Source organism: Enterobacter sp. ENT03 (assembly GCF_019218745.1).
GTDB lineage: Bacteria > Pseudomonadota > Gammaproteobacteria > Enterobacterales > Enterobacteriaceae > Enterobacter_D.
In genome coordinates this window covers 846722-872183 of record NZ_JAHUXA010000001.1, presented here as the reverse complement: position 1 = coordinate 872183, position 25462 = coordinate 846722, and the positions used below count along the sequence as shown (strand labels likewise).

The following is a 25462-nucleotide window of genomic DNA, read 5'->3' as shown; positions in this document are numbered from 1 at the left end:
AGACGGCATGATAAGCAGTCGAGCCGGTAAACCGGCGCACAGACTACTCCTTCTCGGCAATGTACGGATCCTCATAGCCCAGAGCAAGCATTATCTCTGTTTCGATGCCTTCCATTTCTTCTGCTTCTTCATCTTCAATATGGTCATACCCCAGCAGGTGCAAACTGCCGTGGATCACCATATGCGCCCAGTGCGCATCCAGCGGTTTTCCCTGCTCACGGGCTTCCTGCTCCACCACCTGACGGCAGATAATCAGATCGCCTAACAGCGGCATTTCAATCCCCGGCGGCGCTTCGAAGGGAAACGACAGCACGTTAGTGGACTTATCCTTGCCGCGATAGGTCAGATTCAGCTCATGGCTTTCGGCGTCATCCACCACGCGGATGGTGACTTCCGACTCTTCCTGGAACTGGGGGATCACCGCATTCAGCCAGCTCTGAAACTGCGCTTCAGACGGCAGGCCTGCGTTATCCTCGCAGGCCAGTTGTAAATCGAGTATCACAGAACTCATTTTTGCTCCTGCTGCTGGGCTTCGCGTTTGCGCTCGGCGGCCAGTTCAGCTTTACGTTTTTGGTCGGCCTCTTCCCAGGCCTCGTAGGCGTTGACGATACGGGCTACCACCGGGTGGCGCACCACGTCTTCGCTGTGGAAGAAGTTGAAGCTGATCTCATCCACCTCAGCCAGCACTTCAATGGCATGGCGCAGGCCCGATTTCAGGTTACGCGGCAGGTCAATCTGCGTTACGTCACCGGTGATCACGGCTTTCGAGTTAAAGCCGATACGCGTCAGGAACATCTTCATCTGTTCGATGGTGGTGTTCTGACTTTCATCAAGAATGATAAACGCATCGTTTAAGGTACGGCCACGCATGTACGCCAGCGGTGCCACTTCGATCACGTTGCGCTCAATAAGCTTTTCTACTTTCTCGAAGCCGAGCATTTCGAACAGCGCGTCATACAGTGGGCGCAGATACGGATCCACTTTCTGGCTTAAATCACCAGGCAGGAAGCCCAGCTTTTCACCAGCTTCTACCGCCGGGCGGGTCAGCAGAATACGGCGCACATCCTGACGCTCCAGGGCGTCTACGGCAGCGGCCACGGCGAGGTAGGTCTTACCGGTACCGGCAGGCCCCACGCCAAAGGTGATGTCGTGATCGAGAATATTGGCGACGTACTGTGCCTGATTCGGCGTACGGGGTTTGATCACGCCGCGCTTGGTTTTAATGTGGATTGCTTTGCCGTATTCCGGCACGCTGTCCGCACTCTGTTCCAGCACGCGGGCTTCTTTGATCGCCAGATGGATCTGCTCAGGTTCGATCTCCTGCGTCTGACCGCGCATTGGGGCGGTGTCAACGTACAGGCTACGCAGAATATCGGCAGCCGCATTCACGCTGATCGGGCGACCGGTCAATTTGAAGTGGTTATCACGGCGGTTGATTTCGATACCCAGGCGGCGTTCGAGCTGTTTCACGTTGTCATCAAACGGGCCGCACAGGCTCAGCAGACGTTCATTATCGGCGGGTTCAAGGCTGATTTCGCGGGTTTCTGTATTCAAATTAATCCTCTTATACCTTTGAGCCGGTCAGCGACGGGCTGAGCAGCGTGATGTCGTCATCATTACCGAAAGTATTTACGGCATGGAGAAAAGGCGCAAGCATGACAACAGATATGGGGGGCTGGAGGGGAAAAACAAGGCCTGCCCGTGACGGCAGGCCGCAATGATTAAGGCTGGTAAACACCCACGCCCAGCTCATTTTCTTTACGGGTACGGGCGATCACCGATTCCGGGGATTCGCTGATGCGCAGGCCCATCTGATCTTCCGTGCGCACGACCACGCCGCGCAGGGAGTTGGTCAGCACATCGGTGATTTCCACATCGACAAATTTACCGATCATGTCCGGGGTGCCCTCGAAGTTCACCACGCGGTTATTTTCGGTGCGACCGGATAACTCCATCACGCTCTTGCGCGAGGTGCCTTCCACCAGAATACGCTGGGTGGTGCCCAGCATACGGCGGCTCCAGGCCATCGCCTGCTGAGTGATGCGCTCTTGTAAAATGTACAGACGCTGCTTTTTGTCCTCTTCCGGCACATCGTCCACCATATCCGCGGCGGGCGTACCCGGACGGGCAGAGAAGATAAAGCTGTAGCTGACGTCGAAGTTGACCTCGGCAATCAGTTTCATGGTCTGCTCGAAATCCTGGGTGGTTTCGCCCGGGAAGCCGACGATAAAGTCAGAGCTTATCTGAATGTCAGGACGCGCCGCGCGCAGCTTACGAATAATCGCCTTGTATTCCAGCGTTGTGTGAGTGCGGCCCATCAGATTCAGCACGCGGTCTGAACCGCTCTGCACCGGCAGATGCAGGAAGCTCACCAGTTCTGGGGTATCGCGATAGACTTCAATAATGTCATCGGTAAATTCGATCGGATGGCTGGTGGTAAAGCGCACGCGGTCGATACCGTCGATAGCCGCCACCAGGCGCAGCAGTTCGGCAAAGGAGCCGGTGGTGCCGTCGTAGTTTTCCCCCCGCCAGGCGTTGACGTTCTGCCCCAGCAGGTTGACTTCACGCACGCCCTGAGCGGCCAGCTGGGCAATTTCAAACAGAATATCGTCGCACGGACGGCTGACTTCTTCGCCGCGGGTGTAAGGCACCACGCAGTAGGTGCAGTATTTATTGCAGCCTTCCATGATAGAGACAAAGGCGGTCGGGCCATCGGCGCGGGGTTCCGGCAGACGGTCGAATTTTTCGATTTCCGGGAAGCTGATGTCCACTACCGGGCTGCGATTACCGCGCACGGAATTGATCATCTCCGGCAGGCGGTGCAGGGTCTGCGGCCCGAAAACAATGTCGACATAGTGGGCGCGTTGACGAATAAGATCGCCTTCCTGCGAGGCCACACAGCCGCCGACGCCAATAATCAGATCGGGATTTTTTTCTTTTAATAATTTCCAGCGACCTAACTGATGGAAGACTTTTTCCTGCGCTTTTTCGCGAATCGAACAGGTGTTAAGCAGCAGCACATCGGCTTCTTCCGCCACCTCGGTAAGCTGATACCCATGAGTGGCATCCAGCAGATCGGCCATCTTTGATGAATCGTATTCGTTCATCTGACAGCCCCAGGTTTTAATATGGAGTTTTTTTGTCATCGACTTGCTCTTGCTCGGTTTATCGCCAGGAATGCAGGCCGCGTATTGTAATGCTTTGATCCGGCGCTGACCATAGTTCATGTCCCACCCCACGAAAATGAAAAATCCGGTAAACTTAAGGGAATTAAAAATAAGGAAAAATGACCATGATGAATCAACCAACGGAAGTGGCCGTGGTCGGCGGCGGGATGGTCGGCAGCGCGCTGGCGCTGGGGCTGGCGCAGCACGGTTTTCAGGTAACGGTGATAGAGCAGACGACGCCGCCGCTGTTTGATAAGGCAGCCGCGCCGGATGTGCGCATTTCGGCGATCAGCGCCGCCTCAGTGTCCCTGCTGCGCAGTCTTGGCGTGTGGGATACGGTGCAGGGGATGCGTTCTCACCCGTACCGACAGCTTGAAACCTGGGAGTGGGAGAGCGCTCACGTGCTGTTCGACGCGGCTGAACTGAAGCTGCCGCTGCTGGGTTACATGGTGGAAAACAACGTGCTGCAACGCGCACTGTGGGAGGCGCTGGAACAGCATCCAAATATCACGCTGCGCGCGCCTGCCTGCCTGCGTGCAATGCACCGTGAAGGCGATCATCATGAACTGGAGTTTGTCGACGGCGAAACCCTGCGCGCCACGCTGGTGATTGGCGCCGACGGGGCGCATTCCCAGGTGCGCCAGTGGGCGGGGATCGGCATTCACGCCTGGCAGTACCATCAATCCTGCATGTTGATCACCGTGCAGTGTGAAAACGAACCGGGCGATGCCACCTGGCAGCAGTTTACCCCTGACGGACCGCATGCGTTTTTGCCGCTGTTCGATAACTGGGCCTCGCTGGTCTGGTATGACCGTCCGGCACGCATTCGCCAGCTGAAATCGCTCAATATGATGCAATTACAGCGGGAAATTGAAAAAACCTTCCCGGCGCGACTGGGTAAAGTGACGCCGGTGCAGGCGGGCGCCTTCCCGCTCACCCGCCGTCATGCGCTGGACTATGTGCAGCCCGGTCTTGCACTGGTGGGCGATGCGGCACACACCATTCACCCGCTGGCGGGGCAAGGCGTCAACCTTGGCTATCGCGATGTAGACGCGCTGCTGGACGTGCTGGTGGGCGCGCGCAGTGTCGGTGAACCCTGGGCCAGTCACGCTATTCTCAAACGCTACCAGCGGCGGCGCATGGCGGATAATTTCATTATGCAAAGCGGCATGGATCTGTTTTATGCCGGATTCAGCAATAATCTCGGGCCGCTGCGGGTGGTGCGTAACCTTGGCCTGATGGCGGCGCAGCGTGCAGGCGTGCTGAAGACAAAGGCGCTGAAGTACGCGTTAGGGTTATAAATTTCTGCCCGGTGACAGGACGTTGCCGGGAATGTGCAGGATGCGTATGAAAAGACAAAAACAAAAAAGCCCGCCGAAGCGAGCTTTTTTATTTTTTATGGCTGGGGTACGAGGATTCGAACCTCGGAATGCTGGTATCAGAAACCAGAGCCTTACCGCTTGGCGATACCCCAACAGGGTCGTGCTTTGAAAATGGCTGGGGTACGAGGATTCGAACCTCGGAATGCTGGTATCAGAAACCAGAGCCTTACCACTTGGCGATACCCCAACAATTTTTTTACTAAAAGTATCGTAACACAATACTTTCCAGAATGTGGTGGCTACTACGGGAATCGAACCTGTGACCCCAGCATTATGAGTGCTGTGCTCTAACCAGCTGAGCTAAGTAGCCAAATTTTTACTGCTTTACCAGCCATCGACTGGCTGGGGTACCTGGATTCGAACCAGGGAATGCCGGTATCAAAAACCGGTGCCTTACCGCTTGGCGATACCCCAACGACTGACGTGTTTACACACAAGAGTCGAAGAAAAGTGGCTGGGGTACCTGGATTCGAACCAGGGAATGCCGGTATCAAAAACCGGTGCCTTACCGCTTGGCGATACCCCATCCGTGCAACGCTTACTGGGAATGGTGCGGGAGGCGAGACTTGAACTCGCACACCTTGCGGCGCCAGAACCTAAATCTGGTGCGTCTACCAATTTCGCCACTCCCGCAAAAAAAAGATGGTGGCTACGACGGGAATCGAACCTGTGACCCCATCATTATGAGTGATGTGCTCTAACCAGCTGAGCTACGTAGCCATCTTTTTTTTCGCGTTACCTTATCGGCGTTGCGGGGCGCATTATGCGTATTGGGCCGATGATGGTCAATACCTTTTTCATCGAAAATTGCCGGATTGTGACTGTTTGGTTGGGTTGTGAACAGCCTGGCGCATTATTCAGCAACTAAACGAAACAGGCCCCGCAGGGCCTGTAATGATAACACCGACTTATTTGTAAGCTGACTGGTGGACACCCACCGCGCGGCCTGATGGATCGTTCATGGTTTTGAAGGCTTCATCCCATTCGATGGCTTTTGCCGACGAACAGGCCACTGACGGGCCGCCTGGCACGCATTCTGCGGCGCTTGCTACCGGGAACAGTTCTTCAAAAATCTCACGGTACAGATAGCCTTCTTTCGAGGACGGCGTGTTGTACGGGAAACGGTAGCTCGCGGTCGCCAGTTGCTGATCGGTTATCTGCTGCGCGGCCACTTCTTTCAGCGAGTCGATCCAGCTGTAACCCACGCCATCAGAGAACTGCTCTTTCTGACGCCACGCCACGCTTGCCGGCAGGTACGACTCAAAACATTCACGCAACAAATGTTTTTCCATCTTGCCGTTGCCGCACATTTTATCCTGCGGGTTGATACGCATTGCCACATCGAGGAATTTTTTATCCAGGAAGGGCACGCGGGCTTCCACGCCCCAGGCAGACATCGCCTTGTTGGCACGGGCACAGTCAAACATGTGCAGCGCCTGCAATTTACGCACAGTTTCTTCGTGCAGCTCTTTGGCATCCGGCGCTTTGTGGAAATAGAGATAGCCGCCAAACACTTCGTCAGAGCCTTCGCCAGAGAGCACCATTTTAATGCCCATCGCTTTGATTTTGCGTGACATCAGGTACATCGGCGTTGAAGCGCGGATCGTCGTCACATCATAGGTTTCAATGTGATAAATCACATCGCGGATCGCATCCAGCCCTTCCTGCACGGTGAAATGAATTTCATGGTGCACGGTGCCCAGATGGTTCGCCACTTCCTGCGCCGCTTTCAGATCCGGCGAGCCGACCAGGCCCACGGCGAAGGAGTGCAGTTGCGGCCACCAGGCTTCTGAGCGCTCCTGATCTTCCACACGCCGCGCGGCGTATTTTTTGGTAATCGCCGAGATGACGGAGGAGTCCAGACCGCCGGAGAGCAGCACGCCGTAGGGTACGTCAGACATCAGGTGACTTTTCACCGCCTCTTCCAGCGCGTTACGCAGCTCGTCTTTGTTGGTGACGTTATCTTTCACCGCGTCATAGTCGAACCAGTCACGCTGATAGTAACTGCGGATCTCACCGTCTTTGCTCCACAGGTAGCTGCCTGCCGGGAACTCTTTAATGGTGCGGCACACCGGCACCAGCGCTTTCATTTCAGAGGCGATGAACAGGTTGCCGTGTTCGTCATAACCCATGTACAGCGGGATGATGCCGATATGATCGCGGCCAATCAGGTACGCGTCTTTTTCAGTGTCGTACAGGATGAAGGCAAACATCCCCTGTAACTCGTCGAGAAATTCCGGGCCTTTTTCCTGATACAGCGCAAGGATCACTTCACAGTCAGATCCGGTCTGAAATGCATAACGCTCGCCGTATTCTGCGCGCAGCGCCTGATGGTTGTAGATTTCACCGTTAACGGCCAGCGCATGGGTTTTTTGTTCGTTATACAGCGGCTGGGCACCGGCGTTGACGTCAACAATCGACAGACGCTCATGGGCAAGAATAGCTTTATCGCCGGCATAGACGCCAGACCAGTCCGGACCGCGGTGGCGCATCAGACGTGACAGCTCCAGTGCTTTTTTGCGCAGCTCAACCGCGTCAGTTTTAATATCCAGTACGCCAAAAATTGAACACATAACCCTTCTCCGTTAACCCTGTAATGTTGCGTTGTTTTCTCGCCTGTTAACGAAAATGCCGCAAAGGGGCAGGGGGCGCAAGCGTTTTAACGGACCGGCAAGAAATAGTGTAATTCGCGTTGCCGATCTCTGAAAAAGGCACATGAAAAAGGTGTAATAATTAGCGGATCGGCAATTTTTGAGGGGTTTTATTGAATGGGGTTATTTGCCCGACATGCCTGCGCCGCCGGGCAAGAGTGCAATCAGATCACGTCGATTTCAGCCACGGAGGGGTAAATCCAGCTCGGGCGGAACGGCATATTATCGATGTCATCGATTTGTGACACGCCAGAGAGCACCAGAATGGTGTCCAGCCCGGCCTGGAAGCCGGCCAGAATATCGGTGCGCAGGTTATCGCCCACGATCACCGTATGCTCTGAGTGCGCCTGCATGGTGTTGAGCGCTGCGCGGATAATCCACGGACTGGGTTTGCCCACCACAAACGGCTTGCGGCCAGAGATTTTCTCGATGCCCGCACAGAGCGCGCCACAGGCCGGATAGAAACCGCGCCCGTGAGTATCAGGGTTAGTGGCAATAAAGCGTGCGCCGTTAGCGACAAAGAACGACGCCTTATGCATCATCTCCCAGTTGTAAGAGCGCGTCTCGCCGACAATGACAAAATCAGGATTGATGTCGGTAATCGTAAAGCCAGCTTTATACAGCTCATGGATCAGCGCGCCTTCGCCCACCACGTAGGCTTTTTTGCCTTCCTGACGCTTAAGAAAATCAGCGGTTGCCATGGCAGAGGTGTAAAACACGCTGTCCGGCACGTCGATACCTGCTGAAGCAAAACGGTTCGCCAGATCCTGCCCGGTTTGCGACGGGTAATTGGTTAACAGCACCAGCGGCATGCCTTTTTCCATCACCCGTGTCAGAAACTCAGCAGCGCCCGGCACAGCAACGTTGTCATGCATCAGCACGCCGTCAATATCACAAATTACATTCTTAATGGTCATGGACTACCCGGATAAAAAATGAAGGCCCGACTATATGATCGCCTTAACTTTCCAGCAACCGTTGCAGCAGGATGCCGTTAAGCATCGCACGTTTGACCAGCGCGAACGCGCCGATCGCCGAGCGATGGTCGAGGGTCGAGCGCACCACCGGCAAATTTTTGCGGAAGGCTTTTAGCGCCTGCGTATTGATGCAGCCTTCGATGGCCGGCAGCAGCACTTTTTCCGCCTCGACGATTTCACCGGCAATCACCACTTTTTGCGGATTAAACAGATTTATCGCGATGGCGATGGTTTTACCGAGATGGCGGCCGACGTGCTCCACCACTTCGCAGGCGAGGGGATCGCCTTTATTGGCGGCCTTGCAGATCGCTTTAATGGAACAGTCATCCAGCGTCACGCGGCTCTGATAGCCCTGCTCCAGCAGATGGCGCACGCGCTGTTCAATAGCGGCGTTGGCGGCCACGGTTTCCAGACAGCCGAAGTTACCGCAGTGGCAGCGTTCGCCGAGGGGGTCTACCTGAATATGACCAATCTCGCCGACATTGCCGTTACGGCCGATAAAAATGCGCCCGTTAGAGATGATCCCGGCCCCGGTGCCGCGATGCACGCGCACCAGAATGGAGTCTTCGCAGTCCTGGCTTGCGCCAAAATAGTGCTCCGCCAGCGCCAGGCTACGAATATCGTGGCCAACAAAACAGGTGACGTTAAAACGTTTTTCCAGCGCCTCCACCAGTCCCCAGTTCTCTACCTGAATATGCGGCATATAGCGGATCACGCCGCTTTCCGGATCCACCAGTCCCGGCAGGATCACCGAGATGGCAATCAGTTCGCGGATCTTGCGCTGGCTGCTCTCTATAAAGGAGGCGATGGTGTTAAGCAGCGCGTGTTCGAGCGTTTCCTGCGTGCGCTCCGGCAGCGGGTAGTGTTCTTCCGCCAGCGTTTTGCTGCTCAGATCGTAAAGGGTGAGGGTGGTGTCGTGGCGGCCCAGACGGACGCCAATAGCCTGGAAATTACGGGTTTCGGTGATGATAGAAATCGCCCGGCGGCCCCCGGTGGAGGCCTGCTGGTCGACTTCTTTAATCAGCCCGCGCTCAATGAGCTGGCGGGTAATTTTGGTGACACTGGCAGGAGCAAGCTGACTGTGATCGGCAATCTGGATGCGTGAAATAGGTCCGTGCTGATCGATCAGGCGGTAAACGGCCGCACTGTTAAGTTGTTTAACGAGGTCAACGTTACCAATTTGAGCTTGTCCGCCTGATGTCATTCTTTTTACTTACTCAGTGACGACCTCGTTACCATTAACGATGGTCTTGATTACTTTAAAATCGCGCGTAAAGGCGGTCAGATTAGCGACCATCCCCGGTGCGATACTGCCTAACTGCTTGTCGACGCCAATGGCGCGAGCCGGATAGAGTGTCGCCATGCGCAGGGCTTCATCCAGCGCAATATTGACGTGCTCCACCAGATTCTTCACCCCTTCGATCATCGTCAGGGCAGAACCGCTCAGCGTGCCGTTTTCATCAACACAGAGTCCATTGCGGTAGTATATTGTTTTACCAGCAAAAATGAACTGCTCAATATTTGCACCTGCGGGCGCGGTCGCGTCGGTGACCAGGCAAAGTTTCTCACCTTTCAGTCGCTTAGCCATACGCACGTTACTGTAATCAACATGTAAACCATCGACAATAATACCGCAATAAATATCAGCATCATCGAGGATCGCGCCGGTCAGACCCGGCTCGCGGCCCGTAATGTACGGCATGGCGTTAAATAAATGCGTCGCAAAGCGGATGCCCGCGCGAAAACCTGCTTTGGCTTCTTTTTGCGTTGCATTGGAGTGCCCGGCAGACACCACAATCCCGGCGTCCGCCAGTTTGCGGATGGTGTCGCTGCCCGCCATCTCCGGCGCCAGGGTAATTTTAGTGATGACATCGGCGTTCTGACACAGGTAATCCACCAGTGCGGCATCAGGCTTACGGACGAATTCCGGATTGTGCGTGCCTTTTTTGACGATATTCAGCCACGGCCCTTCCAGATGCAGACCCAGCGCCTGATGCGGATGTTTCGCCAGGTACTCACGCATCACGCGCACGCCCTGTTTCATCAGATCGTCGCTGGTGGTGATCAGCGTCGGCAGATAGCTGGTGCAGCCCGATTTTTCATTCGCGCGCTGCATGATTTCCAGCGTTTCCACGCTGACAGCGTCTGCGGTATCGTTAAACTGCACGCCGCCGCAGCCGTTGAGCTGCACATCAATAAAACCGGGGGCCAGTATGGCGCCTGCCAGCGAACGCTGCTCAATGTCAGGCGGAAGGTCCGACAGCGGGCACAGTTTGTCAATCAGGCCATTGGCGACAATAAGCGCATGGTCATCCAGAATTTCGTGGCCGGTGAAAATCCGACACTGGGTTAAAGCATACATAACGACCCCCGGGTAAAAATGGCGTTCCGTCCTTCACCTTTCTTTCGGCAAGGACGGAAACAATTACAGACCTTTGATATTTTCAGCTTCTAATTCGTTGAAGTATTTCAGCGTTTTAACTTTCAATTCCATGGTAGACGGCTCGTCACACACCACCACGGCTTTCGGGTGCAGTTGCAGACAGCTGATGGTCCACATGTGGTTGACGTTACCTTCAACCGCCGCCTGCAGCGCCTGGGCCTTCACGTTGCCGAGCACCAGGATCATCACTTCTTCAGCATCCAGCAACGTACCCACGCCCACGGTCAGCGCATATTTTGGTACCAAATCCACATCGCCATCAAAGAAGCGGGAGTTTGCCACGCGGGTATCATGGGTCAGCGTTTTGATACGGGTGCGGGAAGCCAGCGAAGACGCAGGTTCGTTGAACGCGATGTGACCATCGTTGCCCACGCCGCCCATAAACAGGTGAATTTTGCCGTACGCACGGATTTTTTCTTCATACTGGCGGCATTCTGCGTCAATATCAGGCGCATTACCATTCAGCAAATTGATATTTTCTGCCGGAATATCAACGTGATCAAAAAAGTTGCGGTGCATAAAGCTGTGATAGCTTTCCGGGTGTTCTTTCGGCAGACCGACGTATTCATCCATGTTAAAGGTGACGACGTGTTTAAAGCTAACCTGGCCCGATTTATGCATTTCTACCAGCGCTTTGTAGGCGGTGAGCGGTGTGCCCCCGGTCGGCAGTCCCAGCACAAACGGACGATCCGCGGTGGGCTTAAACGCGTTAATGCGATTAACGATATGACGGGCAGCCCATTTTCCGACTTGTTCAGCGGTTGCCAGGGGGATCAGTCTCATGTTTCACCTCTACAATTTAGATAAATAAGTGGACGGGTTGTATGTGCTGCCTGCTCTTTAAGGGTAACGCAGTATCGCCAGCAAGTGGCAACAATCCGTCTTGATTTTTTGAATCATAAAATAAGTTTTGCATGTTAGCCAGCGGCAGGGAGAGTGAATAACGATATTTGGTGATTTTAGTCACAAAAAAACGGTGTTTAATTTGCGAGGCGAATTAATTTTTCACACACTCATTCAGTAAGTGAAAGATGGCCATCTTGACTGGCCTCATTACATTATAAAAACAGCTTGAGTGAGACTCACGGGTTTCATAGGGGGAATACATGAATATTTTAGGTTTTTTCCAGCGATTAGGTAGGGCGTTGCAGCTACCGATCGCGGTGTTGCCAGTGGCAGCACTCCTGCTGCGCTTCGGCCAGCCTGATTTGCTGAACGTCGCCTTTATCGCACAGGCGGGCGGGGCCATATTTGATAACCTCGCGCTGATATTTGCTATCGGTGTGGCGTCGTCATGGTCCAAAGACAGTGCCGGTGCGGCCGCGCTGGCAGGTGCCGTAGGGTATTTCGTCCTGACCAAAGCGATGGTCACGATTAACCCGGCAATTAATATGGGCGTACTCGCGGGTATTATTACCGGTCTGGTGGGCGGCGCGGTCTATAACCGCTGGTCCAACATCAAATTACCGGACTTCCTGAGCTTCTTCGGCGGCAAACGTTTTGTGCCGATCGCGACAGGCTTCTTCTGCCTGGTGCTGGCCGCCATCTTCGGTTATGTCTGGCCGCCGGTGCAAAACGCTATCCATGCTGGTGGTGAATGGATCGTGTCCATGGGCGCGATTGGATCCGGTATCTTTGGCTTCGTTAACCGTCTGCTGATCCCGACCGGTCTGCATCAGGTACTGAACACCATTGCCTGGTTCCAGATTGGTGAATTCACCAACGCCGCCGGGGCGGTGTTCCACGGTGACATTAACCGCTTCTACGCGGGTGATGGCACGGCAGGTATGTTCATGTCCGGCTTCTTCCCGATCATGATGTTTGGTCTGCCGGGTGCCGCGTTGGCCATGTACTTCGCCGCACCGAAAGCGCGTCGCCCAATGGTTGGCGGTATGCTGATCTCTGTGGCCGTCACCGCTTTCCTGACCGGTGTGACCGAGCCGCTTGAATTCCTGTTCATGTTCCTGGCTCCGCTGCTGTATCTCCTGCATGCGCTGCTGACAGGGCTGAGCCTGTTTATTGCCACCTCACTCGGTATCCATGCGGGCTTCTCTTTCTCCGCCGGGGCTATCGACTACGCGTTGATGTACAACCTGCCAGCGGCGAGCAGTAATGTCTGGATGCTGTTGGTGATGGGTGTGGTGTTCTTTGCCATCTACTTCATTGTGTTCAGCGTCGTTATTCGCGCATTCAACCTGAAAACGCCAGGCCGTGAACCCGCCGAAGAGGATGTCGTACTTTCGGAGGCGAACAGCAATACGGAAGAAGGTCTTGAGCAGCTGGCTACCAGCTACGTTGCGGCAGTAGGCGGTTCTGACAACCTGAAAGCGATTGACGCCTGCATTACGCGTCTGCGTCTGACGGTCGTTGATGCCTCACGGGTTAACGATGCGCAATGTAAACGTCTGGGCGCTTCCGGTGTCGTTAAACTGAATAAACAAAGTATCCAGGTGATTGTTGGGGCGAAAGCTGAATCCGTGGGCGATGCCATGAAACGTGTCGTGGCGCGTGGTCCGGTCGCGGCGTCAATCGCTACCGTGGCAGCAGAACCCGCTGCCGCACCGGTTGCCGCGCCTCAGGTCGTGGCGAATGCCGGGACTATCGCACAGCTGGTTTCACCGGTAACCGGTGACGTTGTGGCGCTGGATCAGGTGCCGGATGAAGCCTTTGCCAGCAAAGCGGTGGGTGACGGCGTGGCAGTGAAACCAACGGATAAAACCGTGGTGTCTCCGGCAGCCGGAACTATCGTGAAAATCTTTAATACCAACCATGCATTCTGCCTCGAAACCGAGAAGGGTGCCGAGATCGTGGTGCACATGGGGATTGATACCGTGGCGCTGGGCGGTCAGGGCTTTACCCGTCTGGTGGAAGAGGGCGCTACCGTGACAGCAGGTCAGCCGGTGCTGGAGATGGATCTGGACTATCTGAACGCTAACGCGCGCTCCATGATAAGCCCGGTGGTGTGCAGCAACATCGACGATTTCCGTGGCCTGGTGATTAACGCCGACGGTCATGTAGTGGCAGGTCAGACGCCGCTGTTTGAAATCAAAGGCTAATCACAAAAAGTGCCTCTATACCGCGGCGGGATCTTCCCGCCGCTTTTTTTTGCCCCTCATTCCCGTATTCCCGCTTTTTGTTGAACTTAAAGGTTGTCACTGCGTCCGGCTTATAAGATCATACGCCGTTATCCGTTATTGACGCTTTGAGGAATCCGCGATGAGTGAGGCAGAAGCCCGCCCAAGTAACTTTATCCGTCAGATCATTGATGAAGATCTGGCCAGTGGTAAGCACAGCACCGTGCACACCCGTTTTCCGCCGGAGCCGAACGGTTATCTGCATATCGGCCACGCGAAATCCATCTGCCTGAACTTTGGCATTGCCCAGGATTACCAGGGCCAGTGCAACCTGCGTTTCGATGACACCAACCCGGTAAAAGAAGACATCGAATACGTAGAGTCCATCAAACACGACGTGCAGTGGCTCGGTTTTCACTGGTCCGGCGACGTGCGCTACTCCTCTGATTATTTCGATCAACTGCACCAGTATGCGGTTGAGCTGATCAACAAAGGCCTCGCTTATGTTGACGAGCTGACGCCTGAGCAGATCCGCGAATACCGCGGCACCCTGACCGCGCCGGGCAAAAACAGCCCGTTCCGCGATCGCAGCGTGGAAGAGAACCTGGCGCTGTTCGAAAAAATGCGCACCGGCGGCTTCGCAGAAGGCACTGCCTGCCTGCGCGCCAAAATCGACATGGCCTCGCCGTTTATCGTCATGCGCGATCCGGTGCTGTATCGCATCAAGTTTGCGGAACACCACCAGACCGGCAACAAGTGGTGCATCTACCCGATGTACGATTTCACCCACTGCATCAGCGATGCGCTGGAAGGGATCACCCACTCGCTCTGTACGCTGGAGTTCCAGGACAACCGCCGCCTGTACGACTGGGTGCTGGATAACATCACCATTCCGGTTCACCCGCGTCAGTACGAGTTCTCGCGCCTGAATCTGGAATACACCGTGATGTCCAAGCGTAAGCTGAACCTGCTGGTCACTGACAAGCACGTTGAAGGCTGGGACGATCCGCGTATGCCGACCATCTCTGGTCTGCGTCGTCGCGGCTACACCGCCGCTGCGGTACGCGAGTTCTGCAAACGTATCGGCGTCACCAAACAGGACAACACCATTGAAATCGCGTCGCTGGAGTCCTGCATTCGTGAAGATCTGAACGAAAACGCCCCGCGTGCGATGGCGGTTATCGATCCGGTAAAACTGGTGATCGAAAACTACCCGCAGAACGACAGCGAAATGGTTACCATGCCGAACCATCCGAACAAACCGGAAATGGGCAGCCGTGAAGTGCCGTTCAGCGGTGAGATCTGGATCGATCGCGCTGACTTCCGTGAAGAAGCCAACAAACAGTACAAGCGCCTGGTGCTGGGTAAAGAAGTGCGTCTGCGTAACGCCTACGTAATCAAAGCCGAGCGCGTGGAAAAAGACGCCGCAGGCAACATCACCACCATTTTCTGCTCTTACGATGCTGATACGCTGAGTAAAGATCCGGCGGATGGTCGCAAGGTGAAAGGCGTGATCCACTGGGTGAGCGCGGCCCACGCGCTGCCGGTGGAAATCCGCCTGTACGATCGTCTGTTCAGCGTACCAAACCCAGGGGCGGCGGAAGATTTCCTCACCACCCTCAACCCGGAATCGCTGGTGATCAAACAGGGCTTTGCGGAGCCGAGTCTGCAAGCCGCGCAGCCTGAAAAAGCGTACCAGTTCGAGCGCGAAGGTTACTTCTGCCTTGATGGTCGCCACAGCACCGCCGACAAACCGGTGTTTAACCGCACCGTCGGTCTGCGCGATACCTGGGCGAAAGCCGGCGAGTAATCGCAGGTCAACCGCAGGCAATTCTGATGCCGGTCAGTGTCTACTGACCGGCATTTTTTATGCCTCGCCTGCCGCGCCATCCTTATATTCGCGCTGCGAATTAAATGTATTTTTTCCGCGGATAATGCCCTTATACCTGCCCTGAACATCCCGCGTTTTTAGCCCCGCTCAATCCCATGTTGCCAGATGTAACTTTTTATGTGCACTGCGTCATAGTCTCATCTTTTCCCCGCTAAATTGTGTTGATAATTCGCGACGCGAAAAATAATCTTGATGACACCGGAACCATGAGTTTTTAACTCATAAGCACCGGTTATATTTAGCTTTTTTTATTTATCGTTACTGCACTTGCAGGCGAATTTTACTAAGTCAAAGAGGAACCATTATGCGTACGTTCAGTGGCAAACGTAGTACGCTGGCGCTGGCTGTTGCCGGTGTCACAGCAATGTCGGGCTGGGGCCTTTCCGCGCAGGCTAACGCCGCCGGATTTATCGACGATTCCACCCTGACCGGCGGCGTCTATTACTGGCAGCGTGAGCGCGACCGGAAAGACGTTAACGACGGTAAATACAAAACCAACCTCTCGCACTCCACCTGGAACGCCAACTTAGATTTCCAGTCAGGCTATGTCGCCGACATGTTCGGCCTTGACGTTGCCGCCTTTACGGCCATTGAAATGGCGGAAAGCGCCGAAAGCGGCCACCCGAACGAAATCGCGTTCTCCTCCAGCAACAAAGCCTACGACGAAGACTGGTCCGGTGATAAAAGCGGCATCAGCCTCTACAAAGCGGCGGCCAAATTCAAATACGGCCCGGTCTGGGCGCGCGGCGGCTACATTCAGCCCACCGGCCAGACGCTGCTGGCCCCGCACTGGAGCTTTATGCCAGGCACTTATAAAGGGGCGGAAGCGGGCGCTAACTTCGATTACGGCGAGGCGGGCGCGCTGAGCTTCTCGTACATGTGGACCAACGAATACAAAGCGCCGTGGCATCTGGAAATGGACGACTTCTACCAGAACGATCAGAAAACCAAAGTGGATTATCTGCACTCGCTGGGCGCGAAGTACGATTTTAAAAACGATCTGCTGCTGGAAGCGGCGTTTGGTCAGGCTGAAGGCTATATCGATCAATATTTCGCGAAAGCCAGCTACAAGTTTGACGTCGCCGGCAGCCCGCTCTCCACCACCTATCAGTTCTACGGCACCCGCGATAAAGTCAGCGACCGCAGCGTCAACGACCTCTATGACAGCACCGCCTGGCTACAGGCGCTGACCTTTGGCTACAAAGTGGGCGATGTCGATCTGCGTCTTGAAGGCACCTGGGTGCAAGCGGAAGGGCAGCAGGGCTACTTCTTGCAACGTATGACGCCGACCTACGCCTCCTCAAACGGTCGACTGGACGTATGGTGGGATAACCGCTCCGACTTCAACGCCGACGGCGAAAAAGCGGTGTTCTTTGGCGCGATGTACGATCTGAAAAATCTCAACCTGCCGGGCTGGCAAGTTGGCGCGTCTTATGTCTACGCCTGGGATGCAAAACCGGCAGAGATGGCGACGCCGGACGCGTACTACGATCCCGATTACCGCCTGAAAGAGTCGGCCTACAGCCTCGATGCGGTCTACACCCTGCAGGATGGCCGCGCCAAAGGCACGATGTTTAAACTGCACTTCACCCAGTACGACAACCACTCCGACATCCCCAGCTACGGCGGTGGCTACGGCAACATCTTCCAGGATGAGCGAGACGTGAAGTTTATCGTCATCGCGCCGTTCACCATTTTCTGATTTCTGCCCGCATCGGCTCACCCGCTCACCTGAGCGGGTTTTTTTTAAATTTTTTTCCCGGCCATTTAATTTTTGCTCCCCGTGGTCGCTTTATCACTACATCTCGATTGAGACCCATAAAATTCAAGGAGCAGGAAAATGTTATCTATTAATACCAACGCCGCCTCAATGGCCGCTGTCAACGCCATCAACAAAAGCAACGCTTCTCTGAGCCAGTCTATGGAGCGCCTGGCCACCGGTAACCGTATCAACTCCTCTGCGGATGATGCGGCGGGCAAACAGATTGCTAACCGCCTGACCGCACAGTCTGACGGCATGGCAGTTGCACAACGCAACATCGCTGATGCAACAGCCATGCTGCAAACCGCTGACGGCACTTTTGACGAAATGAATGACATTCTGGGTCGCATGAAAGACCTCGCTACACAAGCATCTAACGGAACGTACAGCGATGACGACCGTGCGGCTATGCAGTCCGAGTTCGATGAACTGGGCCAGGAAATGTCCGACATGATGCAGAACACCACCTACGGCGGCACCAACCTGTTCAACAAATCCGCCAGCGGCCTGTTCACCCAGGGTTCAGGCGTGACGTTCCAGGTCGGTTCTGAAGCCACTGACCAGATGACCGTGAACATCTCCTCTCAGGTTGATGCGCTGACCACCTCTCTCAGCTCCCTCAGCGCCTCCTTCGCGGATGACTTTGGTACTGACGGTGCCGGCGGCGGCACTGGCGCAAGCGGCAGCGAACTGATGTCTTCTGCTTCCGCGACCGCAGCCATCGACAGCATCCAGAACGTGATGAGCTCAGTCGGTAAAATCCAGTCCACGCTGGGTGCGTCCATCAACCGTCTGAATGACACCGCCAACAACCTGCAAAGCATGCAGGACAACACCAACGTGGCGATCGGTAACATCATGGATACCGACTACGCGGCGGAAGCGTCCAACATGTCCAAAGAGCAGGTACTGATGCAGACCAGTATCACCATGCTGAAACAGTCCAACAGCATGTCAGGCATGGTTTCCAGCCTGCTGCAGTAATCGGCCCGACGCTGACGTTAAGCACCGCCCCAGGGCGGTGTTTTTTTTTGCCGCCGGGCGGCAGGAAAGACAAAACCCTTCCGCATCAGGCGGAAAATAGCCTTCCGCATGGAATTCATCTTGTTGATTTTTATACGAAAAATTATTGGCATGGCAATTGCTAATTATCAGCCATGAAATCTGAACGGAGCAGCACATGATTAACCCGCAGCAGATTGCGAAAAAATTCGCCCTGATGGACATCTCCACCAAGGCGTCATCGCTCACGCGCCAGCAAAACGACATCAATACGCAAACCAGCGCGCTGGACAACCTCGACAGCGCCCTGACGGCGTTCCAGAGTGCGGCAGATGCGCTGAACAGCGAGACGGGCGGTCCGGTGGTCAACACCGTTAACGCCAACAACGACTCGGCGACCATCACCGCCGACTCCACCGCCGAGGAAGGCTCATACACCTTCTTTGTCGATCAGCTGGCGACCGCGCAGCAGTCCACGCTGGCCTTTGCCGATGGCGACATACCCGGCAGCGGCACCTTCACCATTACCATGGGTGACAGTGAAATGGACATTGATCTCAGCACGGTCGATTCCAACGTTGACGGCAGCGTGTCGGTGGCAGAACTGGCGGATGCGATCAACGATTCGCCGGATAATCCGGGCATCACCGCCACCATTGTCAACACCGATGGGGCCACCACCCTGATGCTCACCGCCGATGAAACCGGCGCGGAAAACGCCTTTACCGTCTCCGCCAGCGGCATCGATCCGGCCTCAGCGTTCGCCACTGACATCAGCAACCAGAAAGATCTGGCGGTGGCGCAGGACTCGGTGGTCTACCTCGGCAGCTCGCCGGAAAGCGGGGTGATGATCACCAGCGGCAGCAACACCTATAACGATCTCATTCCCGGCCTCAGCATTACCTTCGCCGAAGAGTCCACCGATGGCGAACCGCTGACCTTTAACGTCAAAAACGATCCCAGCGCCACCCAGACCAAGGTGCAGACCTTTGTCGATGCCTATAACACGCTGGTGGACACCCTTGATGCGCTCACCACAAACGGCGGCGGCACGGGATCCGCCGGGCCACTGGCAGGCGACGCGGGGATCTCATCGCTGGAGCGGCAAATCGAGGACATCACGCACGCCACCTATAACGGCGTGTCGATTGTCGATTACGGCATCACGCTGGATTCTGACGGGCATCTGCAAATCGACAGTGAAAAATTCGACGCGGCGATGGAAGCAAACCCGGATGGCCTGACATCCCTGTTCGTCGGCCCTGACAGCATGACCGCCCAGCTCGACAGCCTGATGGAAACCTGGCTTGACGACACCGACGGCATCATCTCGCAGCGGCAGAGCAACCTCGACGACAAACAGGAAAAAGTCACCAGCAGCGTTGATGACCTCAAGACCCGTTACAACACCTCTTACGATCGCTATCTGGAAGAGTTCACCGCCACGATAGTTGAAATTGAAAATATGCAAATGAGCATGGCGGCCTTCATGTAAGCCGCCACCCGAAAAGGTCAAGACAAGATGTACGCTTCAGATAATGGTTACACCCAATACAAAGAGATGGATCTGGCTGCCCGCACCGCGTCAGCCTCGCCGCTGGATCTGGTGCTGGTGCTCTACGCCGGACTGATGGACGAGCTGGAACGCGCCAGAAGCCACATCGAAAACAAACGTTACGAGCGCAAAGCGCAGAGCATAAACAAATGCATCGACATTCTTAATGCCCTGACCAGTTCGCTGGAGTTCGACAACGGCGGCGATCTGGTGCTCAACCTCGCGCGGCTTTACGACCACTGCGTCTACCGCCTGTACGAAGCCAGCGGTCAAATGTCGACGGCGAAGATCGACGAAGTGGTGGTCATCCTCTCCAACCTGCGCGAAGGCTGGGAAGGCCTGTCGCAAAAACTGGGCTAACCCATGAGCCAGGACGCACTGCGCCAGCAGATTGAAAGTCTGCTGGCAGCGATGAACGAGAGCCTCGACAAACAGCGCTGGCGACGTCTGCCCGCGCTGCACCGGCGGCTAATGATGCTGTTTGAACAATACACCGCCGAACCGGTTTCGCCTGCGGAACTGGCCGCGCTGAAAACCCGGCTGCGCGACGGTTTTGCGCAGATGATCGCCCGCCGTCAGGCGCGGGCCGGACAGCTACAGGCGCGGATGGAAAAACACCGTCGGCAGCAGGAAGGCCGGCTGGCTTACTCAATGGTGAATCTGGTGGCGGAGCAAAAATAATGAAAACACTGTCATTACTCTCAGAGGCGATGGGACAACTGCTGTCTGCGCTGCCGGTGCAACCGTCGGCAGGCGGCAGCGCAGACGGGTTTACGCTGCCGGATCTGCGTCATCTTAAGCAGGCAGAACGCGCGCGCCCGGCGGAGAAAATCATTGCCGATCCGCGCGAACAGCTGGATCTACTGCTGGCACACTTCTTAACACCGCCCGCCAGCGAGCCGGTTACGGCCAGTCCACTCAGCGAACCGCTGATGCAGACGGTTGCCCACGCGGGCATCGGCGTTAAATCCGAAAGCCGCCCGCAACCCCTCACCGATCCGGTCGCCAGCCTGCTCACCGATTCGCCCAAACTGCAGGCGGTCATGGCGAGCTTACTCGCCGCGCAGCCGGTAAGCGGTGAAACCCCGCAGCAGCAGGCCCGGCTCGCCCGCAGCGCGGCGCAAGATCTGAACGCCATCGCGCCGCGTCAGCATGACACAACCCAGCCCCGCGCGACGCCCCGCGATATACGCACCGCCCCTCGCGTCGAGGCCACAACGCCACCGCGTCGCGAAACTTTGACGCCCACCGTACTGGCGAGCACCACCTTTGCCAGTGAAATGCGACAGCCGGAGACGACCCACGCGCAGGCGCAGCCGCTCAGTCTGCCCGCCGACACCAGTGAATGGGGTGAGAAACTCACCAGCCTGCTCAAAGATCGCATCCACTTTCAAATTGGTCAGCAGCAGCAAAGCTCGACCATCCGTCTGGATCCGCCGTCGCTGGGCAAGCTTGAGATCGCCATCCATCTGGAGGCGGGCAAGCTGGTGGTGCATATCGGGGCCAGCCAGGCCGATGTCTGCCGCTCGTTGCAACAGCTCAGTGACAACCTGCGCCAGCAGCTCACCGGGCAGAACTTTGTCGGCGTTGAGGTGAATGTCTCGCAGGAGGGGCAGTCGCAACAGCAGCAGGAAAGGCAGTCACAACAGCAGTCGCCGCAGATCCGCTCTGCCGTCGAACTGGAAGAAGAAACCACCCTAGCCGGACAGCATGACGCTGTCCTGATCAAAGTGTAGAGGCTCATGAAAAAAACAATTATGGTCGGCTTATTTGCCGCCACGCTCGCGATTTTCGTCGGTGGCGGTGCCGCTGTCGGCGTCATTTATTATATGAAAGATCAGGCGCCGCACGCGCCCGATCCGCACTCGGCAAAAAATAACATTCAAAAGAAAGCGAAGAAGGAGGGCGATGAGGTCTTTGTCACCCTGCCGGAATCGTTGATTACGCTGCACGACGATACCGGCAACGATCGTTATATGTTGCTGGAAGTCGCGATGGTGGCAGACGATGAAAAAGCCTCGAAAAAAATTCTCGCCGACGAACCGTTATATCAAAGCATCATCGTCTCTACGTTATCCGATATGCAATATAGCGACGTGCGGAAATTAAAAATCAGTGAAATAAAGCAAACCCTGCTTAATGCCCTCAAAACGCAACTCAAGGCGCGGGATATTCCCGCGCCCTACAGCGACGTCTTACTGAAAAAAGTGGTTTATCAGTAACGGCGGAAAATAACGGAAATAACATCATGACACTCGCCTGGGAAATTCAGGAATTCCAGACCCTGCCGTCATTAACACCCGCGGAGGAGAGCCACTATTTACAGGCTTACCTGCCGTTGGTGCGAAAGGTCGTTCGTCAGCTCGCGCCACAGTGCAACGCGGTGATGGACAAGCAGGATATGGAACAGATCGCGCTAATGGGCTTGCTGGAAGCCATTCGCCGTTATGGTGCGCCGGATGACGGTTTCGGCGGCTATGCGGTGCAGCGTATACGCGGTGCGGTACTGGATGAACTGCGCAGCCTCGACTGGCGTCCGCGCCAGTTGCGGCAAAAATTCCATCAGGTCAACGATGCCATTCGCGCGGTGCGGAAAACCCTTGGCCGTGAACCTGAGTCGCACGAACTGGCCGCTGAAGGCATCAGCGCGGAAGATTACCGGGAATACTTAAGTCTGGAAGGGGCCGCCAGCCTCGCCAGCCTCGATGAACTGCTGGACGGCGATCACAGCGCCGTACCGCTGGAAAGCCGCCGCCTGGAAGAGCAGGTGATCAACCAGCATATGCTGGCGAAAGCGCTCACCCAGTTAAGCGAAAAAGAGCAGCAGATCCTGTTTCTCTATTACCAGCAGGATATGAATTTTAAAGAGATTGCGTTAGTGCTCGGGCTGACCGAAGCCCGTATTTGCCAGTTAAATAAAAAGATTGCGCAAAAACTCAAAGAATATTTCGCCGCACATTAATTGTTTCTTACGTAATAAGAACCTGCCCGGCGGGTTCGCAGAGGTGTTATGCAAAAGTTATTTGGTTTACTGATTGTTTTAGGTTGTGTATTCGGTGGTTATTTTGAAGCGGGCGGGCAGTTAATTGCTATCTGGCAGCCAGCGGAAATCGTGATTATTTTAGGGGCCGGTATTGGCGCGATGATCATCGGTAATCCGCTGCATGTGTTAAAAGAGATCGTCCATCAAATTAAAGGCGTGATCAGCAAAAAGAATATGGGCGCAGAATTCCAGCGTCAGTTGCTGATGTGCCTCTACGAACTGCTGGAAGCCGTACAGACCGGCGGTCTGCGCACCCTCGATCAGCATATCGAACAGCCGGAAGAGAGTACGATTTTTCAAAAATTTCCGCTGGTGCTCAAACAAAAACGGCTGGTGATGTTTATCGCCGATAACTTCCGCCTGATGGCGATGGGCAAAATCGACGCCCACGAACTGGAAGGCATTCTCGATCAGGAGCTGGAAACCATTGAAGGCGAGCTGATGGCGCCGTCCCGCTCTCTGCAACGTACCGCCGAGGCGATGCCGGGCTTCGGCATCTGCGCGGCAGTGCTCGGCATTATCATCACCATGCAGTCGATTGACGGCTCCATTGCGCTGATCGGCCTGAAAGTGGCGGCAGCGCTGGTGGGCACCTTTCTTGGCGTTTTCTTCTGTTACTGCTTTATGGATCCGCTGGCAAACGCCATGGAACAGCAGGCGCGCGCCGAACACTCGCTGCTGGAGTGCGTGCGTACCGTGCTGGTCGCGCAGGCGGGCGGCAAACCGACCCTGCTGGCGGTGGACGCCGGGCGTAAACTGCTGCATCTGGCGTCAAAACCGACCTTCGCCAATCTGGATGCGTGGGTGAACGCCATGCTGGAGCAGGAGGAGTAATGCGCGCTGCCAACCGCCGCAACCGTGGCACGCAAACCACCATTATCCGCCGTCAGATCAAAAAGAGTCACGCCGGACACCACGGCGGCGCCTGGAAAGTGGCGTTCGCCGACTTCACGCTGGCGATGATGGCGCTGTTTATGACGCTGTGGATCGTCAACAGCGTCAGCCAGACCGATCGCGAAAATATCGTCGCCGCGCTGCATGGCCACTCGATTTTTAACGGCAACGGTATTTCGCCGTTAAGCAGCCTGGCGAAGAAAATCAACAGTAAACCGATCCCGCATCCGGGCCAGCGCGACGCGGTCATTGATCAGAAGAGTGAAGAGAAAGCGCAGGAAAGCAGTAAAAAGATGGCGGAGATGAAGAAAAAATCCGCCAGCGAACTGGGCGAGCTGGCCAACAGCATCAACGAAATCGCCCTGAAAGCGCATATGGACAGCAATCTTGAAATGGAGATCGTCCCCCAGGGGCTGCGCATTCTGATCAAAGATAACCAGAACCGTAATATGTTTGAGCGCGGCAGCGCGAAGATCATGCCGTTCTTCCGGGTGCTGCTCAGCGAACTGACGCCCGTATTCGACTCGCTGGACAACAAAATCATGATCACCGGCCACACCGATGCCATGCCGTACAAAGGCGACGCCCGGCAGTACAACAACTGGAATCTCTCCGGCGATCGTGCGCTCTCCGCGCGGCGGGTGATGGAGCAGGCGGGTATGCCGACCAACAAAGTCATGCAGGTCAGTGCCATGGCCGATCAGATGCTGCTCGATGCCGCCGATCCCGCCGGTGCCAGTAACCGTCGTATCGAAATTATGGTGCTCACCCATTCCGCCGCCGACACCCTGTACCAGTTCTTTGGCTCACAAGGGGAGAAGGTCGTGAAACCGCTGGCGACGCGCCTCGACCAGCAGTTGCCCGCGGGTCCCTCACCTTCACGTTAAGCGCTTATGTTTTTATTCAGACTCAACACCATCATGTTGCTGACCACCCTGGTCGCCAGCAGCCATGCCGTTTGCGCACCTCAGGGTGCGACGGTTAACCGCACGCTCAGCTATGCGGCGCGTGAGCGCCAGCATAACCGCGAACTGTTACGCTTAAAGCAGCAACTGAAAGTCGCCCACACCACGCCGGTGGTGCGCGGCGACGCCAGTGCAAAAGCCGCTCTGCGCGCGCAAAACCGCCGTCGGCTGGAGCAACATCCGGAATGGTTTACACCGCTGCGCACGCATTTGCAGGACGGCACGGGGCTGGTGAACAACCGCTATCTGCTGCACGTCACCGACACCATCATCCACCGCCTGCAACAGCAACTGGGTAAACCCTACGTCTGGGGCGGCGAGACGCCGGAGGAGGGGTTCGATTGTAGCGGGCTGGTCTATTACGCCTATAACAGCATGCTGGCGACCAAACTGCCGCGCACCGCCGATGCGATGTACCACTTCCCGCAGGCGCGAAATATTTCAGACCGGGATTTACAGCGCGGCGATTTACTCTTTTTTCGTATTCACAGCGATCGCAAAGCGGATCATATGGGGGTTTATCTGGGGGACGGGCGATTTATTGAATCCCCGCGAACGGGGGAGCGGATCCGTATCAGTTATCTGAACGAGGAATACTGGCAGCGGCATTTTCTGGGCGGGCGACGGGTCATTATGAATAATACGGTGCGCTAAGG

Annotated in this window: 22 protein-coding genes and 7 tRNA genes; 14 read left to right on the top strand and 15 right to left on the bottom strand. The window is 55.6% G+C overall.

Features of this window, described 5'->3' with window-relative positions:
- Positions 1-43: 43 nt before the first annotated feature.
- The 3 genes from ybeY to miaB form a co-directional block, all read right to left on the bottom strand.
- Positions 44-511, bottom strand: coding sequence for an rRNA maturation RNase YbeY (ybeY, locus tag KW828_RS04175; RefSeq protein ID WP_218335127.1), 468 nt, complete (start codon positions 509-511; stop codon positions 44-46).
- Positions 508-1554, bottom strand: a complete 1047-nt coding sequence (locus tag KW828_RS04170; protein ID WP_218335125.1) for a PhoH family protein — start codon at positions 1552-1554, stop codon at positions 508-510. The genes ybeY and KW828_RS04170 overlap by 4 nt, the downstream gene beginning before the upstream one ends.
- Positions 1555-1721: 167 nt before the next feature.
- Positions 1722-3146, bottom strand: a complete 1425-nt coding sequence (gene miaB, locus KW828_RS04165) for a tRNA (N6-isopentenyl adenosine(37)-C2)-methylthiotransferase MiaB (protein ID WP_218335124.1) — start codon at positions 3144-3146, stop codon at positions 1722-1724.
- Positions 3147-3292: 146 nt separating this feature from the next.
- On the opposite strand from miaB, the gene ubiF reads away from it, so the two are divergent.
- Complete coding sequence (ubiF, locus tag KW828_RS04160; RefSeq protein ID WP_218335122.1) at positions 3293-4468, top strand: 3-demethoxyubiquinol 3-hydroxylase; 1176 nt, start codon at positions 3293-3295, stop codon at positions 4466-4468.
- 98 nt (positions 4469-4566) lie between these two features.
- Here the strand turns inward: ubiF and KW828_RS04155 are convergent.
- The 12 genes from KW828_RS04155 to nagB form a co-directional block, all read right to left on the bottom strand.
- Positions 4567-4641 (bottom strand) — tRNA-Gln (locus KW828_RS04155).
- Between the two features lie 20 nt (positions 4642-4661).
- Positions 4662-4736, bottom strand: a tRNA-Gln gene (locus KW828_RS04150).
- Positions 4737-4782: 46 nt separating this feature from the next.
- Positions 4783-4859: transfer RNA gene (locus KW828_RS04145), tRNA-Met, on the bottom strand.
- Between the two features lie 29 nt (positions 4860-4888).
- Positions 4889-4963 (bottom strand) — tRNA-Gln (locus tag KW828_RS04140).
- A gap of 37 nt (positions 4964-5000) precedes the next feature.
- Positions 5001-5075: transfer RNA gene (locus tag KW828_RS04135), tRNA-Gln, on the bottom strand.
- 22 nt (positions 5076-5097) lie between these two features.
- A tRNA-Leu gene (locus KW828_RS04130) sits at positions 5098-5182 on the bottom strand.
- A 10-nt stretch (positions 5183-5192) separates the two neighbouring features.
- A tRNA-Met gene (locus KW828_RS04125) sits at positions 5193-5269 on the bottom strand.
- A gap of 188 nt (positions 5270-5457) precedes the next feature.
- A complete protein-coding gene (gene asnB / locus KW828_RS04120) occupies positions 5458-7122 on the bottom strand; it encodes an asparagine synthase B (RefSeq protein WP_218335120.1) in 1665 nt (554 codons plus the stop codon).
- A gap of 242 nt (positions 7123-7364) precedes the next feature.
- A complete protein-coding gene (locus KW828_RS04115; RefSeq protein ID WP_218335118.1) occupies positions 7365-8117 on the bottom strand; it encodes an HAD-IIA family hydrolase in 753 nt (250 codons plus the stop codon).
- 43 nt (positions 8118-8160) lie between these two features.
- Entirely contained in the window at positions 8161-9381 is a 1221-nt protein-coding gene (locus tag KW828_RS04110) for an N-acetylglucosamine repressor (RefSeq protein ID WP_218335116.1), read from the bottom strand.
- Positions 9382-9390: 9 nt separating this feature from the next.
- Complete coding sequence (gene nagA / locus KW828_RS04105; protein WP_218335114.1) at positions 9391-10539, bottom strand: N-acetylglucosamine-6-phosphate deacetylase; 1149 nt, start codon at positions 10537-10539, stop codon at positions 9391-9393.
- Positions 10540-10602: 63 nt separating this feature from the next.
- A complete protein-coding gene (gene nagB / locus KW828_RS04100) occupies positions 10603-11403 on the bottom strand; it encodes a glucosamine-6-phosphate deaminase (RefSeq protein WP_218335112.1) in 801 nt (266 codons plus the stop codon).
- 323 nt (positions 11404-11726) lie between these two features.
- Between nagB and nagE the strand changes: the two genes are divergently transcribed.
- From nagE to KW828_RS04035, 13 genes are all read left to right on the top strand, one after another.
- A complete protein-coding gene (gene nagE / locus KW828_RS04095) occupies positions 11727-13676 on the top strand; it encodes a PTS N-acetyl glucosamine transporter subunit IIABC (RefSeq protein ID WP_218335110.1) in 1950 nt (649 codons plus the stop codon).
- A 160-nt stretch (positions 13677-13836) separates the two neighbouring features.
- Positions 13837-15504, top strand: a complete 1668-nt coding sequence (gene glnS, locus KW828_RS04090) for a glutamine--tRNA ligase (protein WP_218335108.1) — start codon at positions 13837-13839, stop codon at positions 15502-15504.
- Positions 15505-15889: 385 nt separating this feature from the next.
- Positions 15890-17287: a chitoporin gene (chiP, locus tag KW828_RS04085; RefSeq protein ID WP_218335107.1), complete on the top strand. Its 1398-nt coding sequence runs from the start codon at positions 15890-15892 to the stop codon at positions 17285-17287.
- Between the two features lie 138 nt (positions 17288-17425).
- Complete coding sequence (gene lafA, locus KW828_RS04080) at positions 17426-18331, top strand: lateral flagellin LafA (protein WP_218335105.1); 906 nt, start codon at positions 17426-17428, stop codon at positions 18329-18331.
- Positions 18332-18527: 196 nt separating this feature from the next.
- Positions 18528-19844 carry a flagellar filament capping protein FliD gene (gene fliD, locus KW828_RS04075; RefSeq protein ID WP_218335103.1) on the top strand — a complete coding sequence of 439 codons (1317 nt, stop codon included), beginning with the start codon at positions 18528-18530 and terminating at the stop codon, positions 19842-19844.
- A gap of 27 nt (positions 19845-19871) precedes the next feature.
- The gene (gene fliS, locus KW828_RS04070) at positions 19872-20264 is read left to right on the top strand and encodes a flagellar export chaperone FliS (protein WP_218335101.1); all 393 of its coding nucleotides are present in this window, start codon (positions 19872-19874) and stop codon (positions 20262-20264) included.
- A gap of 3 nt (positions 20265-20267) precedes the next feature.
- Positions 20268-20585, top strand: coding sequence for a flagellar protein FliT (locus KW828_RS04065; protein WP_218335099.1), 318 nt, complete (start codon positions 20268-20270; stop codon positions 20583-20585).
- Positions 20585-21640 carry a flagellar hook-length control protein FliK gene (locus KW828_RS04060; protein ID WP_218335097.1) on the top strand — a complete coding sequence of 352 codons (1056 nt, stop codon included), beginning with the start codon at positions 20585-20587 and terminating at the stop codon, positions 21638-21640. Before KW828_RS04065 ends, KW828_RS04060 begins: the two co-directional genes overlap by 1 nt.
- A 6-nt stretch (positions 21641-21646) precedes the next feature.
- Entirely contained in the window at positions 21647-22126 is a 480-nt protein-coding gene (locus tag KW828_RS04055; RefSeq protein WP_218335095.1) for a flagellar basal body-associated FliL family protein, read from the top strand.
- 26 nt (positions 22127-22152) lie between these two features.
- Entirely contained in the window at positions 22153-22866 is a 714-nt protein-coding gene (locus KW828_RS04050; protein WP_256349967.1) for a FliA/WhiG family RNA polymerase sigma factor, read from the top strand.
- 48 nt (positions 22867-22914) lie between these two features.
- Positions 22915-23781 (top strand): flagellar motor stator protein MotA, encoded by an 867-nt coding sequence (motA, locus tag KW828_RS04045; protein ID WP_218335093.1) that lies wholly within the window; start codon positions 22915-22917, stop codon positions 23779-23781.
- The gene (gene lafU, locus KW828_RS04040) at positions 23781-24728 is read left to right on the top strand and encodes a putative lateral flagellar export/assembly protein LafU (RefSeq protein WP_218335091.1); all 948 of its coding nucleotides are present in this window, start codon (positions 23781-23783) and stop codon (positions 24726-24728) included. The genes motA and lafU overlap by 1 nt, the downstream gene beginning before the upstream one ends.
- A 6-nt stretch (positions 24729-24734) precedes the next feature.
- Positions 24735-25460 (top strand): C40 family peptidase, encoded by a 726-nt coding sequence (locus KW828_RS04035; RefSeq protein ID WP_218335089.1) that lies wholly within the window; start codon positions 24735-24737, stop codon positions 25458-25460.
- The last annotated feature ends 2 nt before the right edge of the window (positions 25461-25462 follow it).

Coding starts and splice junctions, on each gene's coding strand:
- lafA (WP_218335105.1), top strand. CDS start 17,426: ATGTTATCTATTAATACCAACGCCGCCTCAATGGCCGCTGTCAACGCC.
- KW828_RS04115 (WP_218335118.1), bottom strand. CDS start 8,117: ATGACCATTAAGAATGTAATTTGTGATATTGACGGCGTGCTGATGCAT.
- ubiF (WP_218335122.1), top strand. CDS start 3,293: ATGATGAATCAACCAACGGAAGTGGCCGTGGTCGGCGGCGGGATGGTC.
- KW828_RS04060 (WP_218335097.1), top strand. CDS start 20,585: ATGAAAACACTGTCATTACTCTCAGAGGCGATGGGACAACTGCTGTCT.
- KW828_RS04065 (WP_218335099.1), top strand. CDS start 20,268: ATGAGCCAGGACGCACTGCGCCAGCAGATTGAAAGTCTGCTGGCAGCG.
- chiP (WP_218335107.1), top strand. CDS start 15,890: ATGCGTACGTTCAGTGGCAAACGTAGTACGCTGGCGCTGGCTGTTGCC.
- motA (WP_218335093.1), top strand. CDS start 22,915: ATGCAAAAGTTATTTGGTTTACTGATTGTTTTAGGTTGTGTATTCGGT.
- fliS (WP_218335101.1), top strand. CDS start 19,872: ATGTACGCTTCAGATAATGGTTACACCCAATACAAAGAGATGGATCTG.
- nagE (WP_218335110.1), top strand. CDS start 11,727: ATGAATATTTTAGGTTTTTTCCAGCGATTAGGTAGGGCGTTGCAGCTA.
- KW828_RS04050 (WP_256349967.1), top strand. CDS start 22,153: ATGACACTCGCCTGGGAAATTCAGGAATTCCAGACCCTGCCGTCATTA.
- ybeY (WP_218335127.1), bottom strand. CDS start 511: ATGAGTTCTGTGATACTCGATTTACAACTGGCCTGCGAGGATAACGCA.
- KW828_RS04035 (WP_218335089.1), top strand. CDS start 24,735: ATGTTTTTATTCAGACTCAACACCATCATGTTGCTGACCACCCTGGTC.
- glnS (WP_218335108.1), top strand. CDS start 13,837: ATGAGTGAGGCAGAAGCCCGCCCAAGTAACTTTATCCGTCAGATCATT.
- nagB (WP_218335112.1), bottom strand. CDS start 11,403: ATGAGACTGATCCCCCTGGCAACCGCTGAACAAGTCGGAAAATGGGCT.
- KW828_RS04055 (WP_218335095.1), top strand. CDS start 21,647: ATGAAAAAAACAATTATGGTCGGCTTATTTGCCGCCACGCTCGCGATT.
- fliD (WP_218335103.1), top strand. CDS start 18,528: ATGATTAACCCGCAGCAGATTGCGAAAAAATTCGCCCTGATGGACATC.
- miaB (WP_218335124.1), bottom strand. CDS start 3,146: ATGACAAAAAAACTCCATATTAAAACCTGGGGCTGTCAGATGAACGAA.
- lafU (WP_218335091.1), top strand. CDS start 23,781: ATGCGCGCTGCCAACCGCCGCAACCGTGGCACGCAAACCACCATTATC.
- KW828_RS04110 (WP_218335116.1), bottom strand. CDS start 9,381: ATGACATCAGGCGGACAAGCTCAAATTGGTAACGTTGACCTCGTTAAA.
- asnB (WP_218335120.1), bottom strand. CDS start 7,122: ATGTGTTCAATTTTTGGCGTACTGGATATTAAAACTGACGCGGTTGAG.
- nagA (WP_218335114.1), bottom strand. CDS start 10,539: ATGTATGCTTTAACCCAGTGTCGGATTTTCACCGGCCACGAAATTCTG.